Source organism: Stenotrophomonas sp. S39, assembly GCF_016624665.1.
Lineage (GTDB): Bacteria > Pseudomonadota > Gammaproteobacteria > Xanthomonadales > Xanthomonadaceae > Stenotrophomonas.
The window spans coordinates 1-4,425 of sequence record NZ_JACVTT010000168.1 but is presented as its reverse complement, the minus strand read 5'-3'; the positions used below and the strand labels follow the sequence as shown (position 1 = coordinate 4,425).

The window sequence follows — 4,425 nt, the reverse complement described above, 5'->3', positions numbered from 1 at the left end:
AGTGCGATCAAAGTATCGCTTCTTGGCGTCCGCTGACGGGGAGCCAGATCAGTGAGCCGCATGGATGCGGCGACCAAGCCCCCATGGATGGGTTCACGGCGTCCCCGCAAACCCACAGTGCCCCGCCATCCCACGGAATGCCCGCTGTTGCTCTGGCCTTGGCCGTTGCCGTTGCATTGAGCAGGTGCAGGGCGCAGCCCTGCCGAACACCCTCAGTGCAGCAGGGCTGCCACCGCTGCCCGGAACCCGGCCTGCGCCGGCCCCGACTCCGGCGCGTGATGCAGCTGCCGCACCGCTCGCGCCAACCGCGCCGCACCCACAAACCCACAGCTGGCCTGCAGCCGATGCAGCTGGTTGCGCAGGCTCGACGCGTCGTGCTGGTCCACCGCCTGCTCCACCGCATCGCGCACCCCCGGCAGTTCCGCCAGGAACAGCTCGCGCAGGGCGATCAGGTGATTGCGCTGGCCATTGAGCGCCGCCAGGGCCGCCGTCTCGTCCCAGTCCTCCACCACCAGCTCGATCGCTGCCGGAGGCGGGGTCGTGCCTGCGGGGCTGTTGACCAGTGCGCGACGCACCGCCTTCAGCAGCTGGTCGCGGCCCAGCGGCTTGACCAGGGTGTCGCTGAAGCCGGCCTCGCGCAGGCGCGCGTGGATGCTCACATCGCCATCGGCGGTATGGGCCAGGGCAGGCGTGTCCGGATGCGAGCGGCGCAGTTCATGCAGCAGCTGCGCGCCATTGCCGTCGGGCAGGTTGACGTCGATCAGCCACAGGTCATGCGCACCGGGTTCGGCGCGTGCCAATGCACTTGCAAGTGAGTCAGCGGTGTCCACATCCGCTGGTAACGTTTCCAACGCCGCCTTGAAAAAACCGCGGCTGATGATGTCATCCTCGACAAGCAGGAAGCGTGGCCGACTGGCCCGCGGGGTCATCTGCATCAGGGCTGCCTCCATGTCAGCTGCGTCCATCATCAATCACGGGAGCGGCGGGCGCAAGCGGCCATCGGACCCCCGCGTCCCGGATCTGCGACAATACGCACCCATTTTTGCCCGCAGCCTGTTGCCACGTGGCCCGATCCCGCTCCCGCATCGACCGTACTCCGTTCCAGACCGAGATCCTCGACCTCAGCCATGATGGTCGTGGCGTCGCCCGCCGTGAAGGCGAGGGCGGCAAGGTCACCTTCGTCAGTGGCGCCCTGCCGGGCGAAGTGGTGATGGCTGAACAGACCGCCCGCAGCCGTCATTTCGACGAGGCGCGCACCGTCGAGGTGCTGCAGCCCTCGCCGCAGCGGGTGACCCCCAAGTGCCCGCATTTCGGCACCTGCGCCGGCTGCGTGCTGCAGCATCTGGACGAAGGCCAGCAGATCGTCGCCAAGCAGCGCGTGCTGATGGACAACCTCGAGCGCATCGGCCACGTGAAGCCGGGCGCCGTGCTGCCGCCGCTGGTCGGCGAAAGCTGGGGCTACCGCCGCAAGGGCCGGTTCTCGGTGCGCCGCGTGGAAAAGAAGGACAAGACCCTGGTCGGGTTCCGCGAGCAGGATCCGCGCTTCGTGGCCGATCTCAGCCAGTGCCTGACCGTGATCCCGGAAATCGGCACCAAGGTCGAGGCGCTGTCGACCTTCATCGAATCGCTGGATGGCAAGCGCGACATCCCGCAGATCGAGTTCATCGCTGGCGACCAGGCCGTGGTCCTGACCGTGCGCCACCTGCAGCCGCTCAGCGAGGCCGACCGTGAGGCCTGGGCCGCCTTCGGCCAGCAGCATGGTTTCGTGATCTACCTGCAGTCCGGCGGCGTGGACACCGTGCAGCCGCTGGACGGGCAGGGCGTGCCGCTGTCGTTCCGGCTGGCGCCGTGGGATGTCGAGCTGGCGTTCCGCCCGCTGGACTTCATCCAGGTCAACGCCAAGCTCAACGAGAAGATGATCGCCCACGCCCTGGATCTGCTGGAGCCGGGCGAGGACGAGCGCGTACTGGACCTGTTCTGCGGCCTGGGCAACTTCACCCTGCCGCTGGCCCGCCGGGTGCGCGAAGTGGTGGGCGTGGAAGGCGATGCCGGCCTGGTCGCGCGTGCCCGTGAAAATGCGGAGCGCAACGGACTGGCCAACGCCCAGTTCTTCAGCGCCGACCTGACCCAGGACCAGCGCAGCACCGCGTGGATGCGCCAGGGCTTCGACAAGCTGCTGCTGGACCCGCCGCGTTCGGGCGCCATCGAAGTGCTGCAGCAGCTGCCGCTGAAGCAGTTCAAGCGCATCGTCTACGTCAGCTGCCACCCGGGCTCGCTGGCCCGCGATGCCGGCTATCTCGTCAACGAACAGGGGTTCACCCTGGTCAGCGCCGGCGCCATGGACATGTTCCCGCACACCGCGCATGTGGAAAGCATCGCGGTGTTCGAGAAGCGCTGAGTCACCCGGCCGGCAGCGGGTCCAGGCGCCACTGGTCGCCGATCCGCTGCAGGCCCAGCGTCATCTGCCCATCATGGCCACTGTCGAAGGCCAGCAGCAGGTCGCACTGCAGCTGGCCGCTGGCCTGGGCCAGGTCGCAGCCGTCCACGCCGGTCAGGCGCATGCCATCGAAATCGGCGCGCAGCGCTTCGCGTTCCGAGGCATCGGCACCGGTCGCGATCGCTTCCTCGATGCGGGCCTGCAGCTGCGGGGCCAGTTCTGCCAGCGGCGGCTGCGGTGCCTGCAGGCGCGTTGACTGCAGCCGCCAGCCATCGCCCTGCGGCGCCAGCCGCATCATCCGATGGCGCTGGTCCATGCCACGCTCGTAGCCCACGCTGCAGTCGACGGCGCCGTCCCCGGCCGGTACGCACCAGGGCAGCGCGTTCAAGCGCGGTGCGAACATCGCGGCGGCGATCTGGCTGCCCGTGCTCCTGCCCTGCAGTCCGGCTTCCATCTCCGACGCCAGCGCGGCCTGCACCTGTTGCAGGTCGGGCACGGGGGCGGCCACGGCCAGCGCGGGTGGGCAGCACAACAGCAGCAACAGACGGCGCATCGACCGGCATCCATGCAGGAGGAAGTGCCATTGTAGGTGGCCGCACGGCGCCGGGTACCGGCCTGGTCACAGGCATCGCGCATAATGGCCGCATGGGCATCGAAATCGAACGCAAATTCCTCGTCACCCACGACGGGTGGCGTGCCGCCGCGCATCGGGTGATCCCGATGGCGCAGGGCTACATCAACGACATGGGCTCGCTTGACCGCGGCACCCAGAACGCCTCGGTGCGGGTGCGCATCGAAGGCGACCATGCCGCGCTGAACCTGAAGTCGCGCACGATCGGCCACACCCGCCAGGAGTTCGATTATCCGATTCCGGTGGAGGATGCGCGGGCGCTGCTGGCGCTGTGCGTGGGTGGGCTGGTCGACAAGCGCCGGCACCTGGTCGAGCACGCCGGCCTGACCTGGGAAGTGGACGAGTTCCTCGGCGACAACGCCGGGCTGGTGGTGGCGGAAGTCGAGCTGGACAGCGCCGACCAGGCCATCGACCTGCCGGACTGGGCCGGTGCCGAAGTGACCGACGACACCCGCTACTACAACGTCGCCTTGGCCAATCATCCCTATTCACAGTGGTGAAGCCCCTTTTTTCGTCCGCAGCGGTCCCCATGTCACCTGCATGAAGATCGATATCTACTCCGACGTGGTCTGCCCCTGGTGCTGGATCGGCAAGCATCGATTCGAGCAGGGTGTGCAGTTGCTGGGCGCCGATGCGCCTGAACTCGACATCCACTGGCAGCCGTTCCAGCTGGATCCGGATGCCGGGGACACCCCGGTGCCGCTGCGCCAGGCTTACGCCGCCAAGTTCGGCGGTGCCGAGCGCACCGAGCAGATCCTGGGCCAGACCCAGACCACCGCGCGCGCCGAAGGCCTGCCAATGGACTTCAGCCAGGGCCAGGTGCGGGTGACCACGCTGCCGGCGCACCGGGTGCTGTGGCTGGCCGGCGAACATGAGGTGCAGGACGCGGTGGGCGAGGCCCTGTTCCGCGCGCACTTCGAACATGGCCAGAACCTGGCCGACACCGCTGTGCTGGTGAAGGCCGGCGTGGCAGGCGGCCTCGACGGCGCCGAAATCGCCCAGATGCTGGCTTCCGACCGTGGCCTGGCCGAGGTCGAGGCCAAGCTGGCCCAGGCGCACGCACTGGGCATTTCCTCGGTGCCGACCTTCGTCATCGACGGCCGCTGGGCCATTTCCGGTGCACAGCCGCCCGAAGCCTTCGCCAACGCGCTGCGCCAGATCGCCGCCGAGCAGGGTGCGCCCGCTGCCGCAGCCGGTGACGAAGCCTGCGGCCCGGACGGCTGCGCCGTCTGAGCGGGCTGGGGTCGGAGCCCCTGCGGGGATCCGACCCCGGGGGGGGGGGGCCCCCCCGGGGGGGGGGCCCCCCCGCTACCGGGGTTTACCCGCGTTCGTGCCAGCCGCCGCCCAGCACCTTGTA

At 68.9% G+C, this 4,425-nt stretch carries 5 protein-coding genes; 3 read left to right on the top strand and 2 right to left on the bottom strand.

Going from position 1 to position 4,425, the window contains the following annotated elements:
* Window positions 1-212: 212 nt before the first annotated feature.
* Window positions 213-935 (bottom strand): response regulator, encoded by a 723-nt coding sequence (locus IAE41_RS21910; RefSeq protein ID WP_200734553.1) that lies wholly within the window; start codon window positions 933-935, stop codon window positions 213-215.
* Between the two features lie 128 nt (window positions 936-1,063).
* Between IAE41_RS21910 and rlmD the strand changes: the two genes are divergently transcribed.
* Window positions 1,064-2,398 (top strand): 23S rRNA (uracil(1939)-C(5))-methyltransferase RlmD, encoded by a 1,335-nt coding sequence (gene rlmD / locus IAE41_RS21905; RefSeq protein ID WP_200734552.1) that lies wholly within the window; start codon window positions 1,064-1,066, stop codon window positions 2,396-2,398.
* A 1-nt stretch (window position 2,399) separates the two neighbouring features.
* Here the strand turns inward: rlmD and IAE41_RS21900 are convergent, their stop codons facing one another.
* Window positions 2,400-2,990: a hypothetical protein gene (locus tag IAE41_RS21900; RefSeq protein ID WP_200734551.1), complete on the bottom strand. Its 591-nt coding sequence runs from the start codon at window positions 2,988-2,990 to the stop codon at window positions 2,400-2,402.
* Window positions 2,991-3,082: 92 nt separating this feature from the next.
* Between IAE41_RS21900 and IAE41_RS21895 the strand changes: the two genes are divergently transcribed.
* A complete protein-coding gene (locus tag IAE41_RS21895) occupies window positions 3,083-3,568 on the top strand; it encodes a CYTH domain-containing protein (protein WP_200734550.1) in 486 nt (161 codons plus the stop codon).
* A gap of 40 nt (window positions 3,569-3,608) precedes the next feature.
* Complete coding sequence (locus IAE41_RS21890) at window positions 3,609-4,301, top strand: DsbA family oxidoreductase (protein WP_200734549.1); 693 nt, start codon at window positions 3,609-3,611, stop codon at window positions 4,299-4,301.
* Window positions 4,302-4,425 lie beyond the last annotated feature (124 nt).

What these genes read in the sequence shown, in the direction of transcription:
- IAE41_RS21900 (WP_200734551.1), bottom strand. Translation starts at nt 2,990, where the DNA reads ATGCGCCGTCTGTTGCTGCTGTTGTGCTGCCCACCCGCGCTGGCCGTG.
- IAE41_RS21895 (WP_200734550.1), top strand. Translation starts at nt 3,083, where the DNA reads ATGGGCATCGAAATCGAACGCAAATTCCTCGTCACCCACGACGGGTGG.
- IAE41_RS21910 (WP_200734553.1), bottom strand. Translation starts at nt 935, where the DNA reads ATGCAGATGACCCCGCGGGCCAGTCGGCCACGCTTCCTGCTTGTCGAG.
- IAE41_RS21890 (WP_200734549.1), top strand. Translation starts at nt 3,609, where the DNA reads ATGAAGATCGATATCTACTCCGACGTGGTCTGCCCCTGGTGCTGGATC.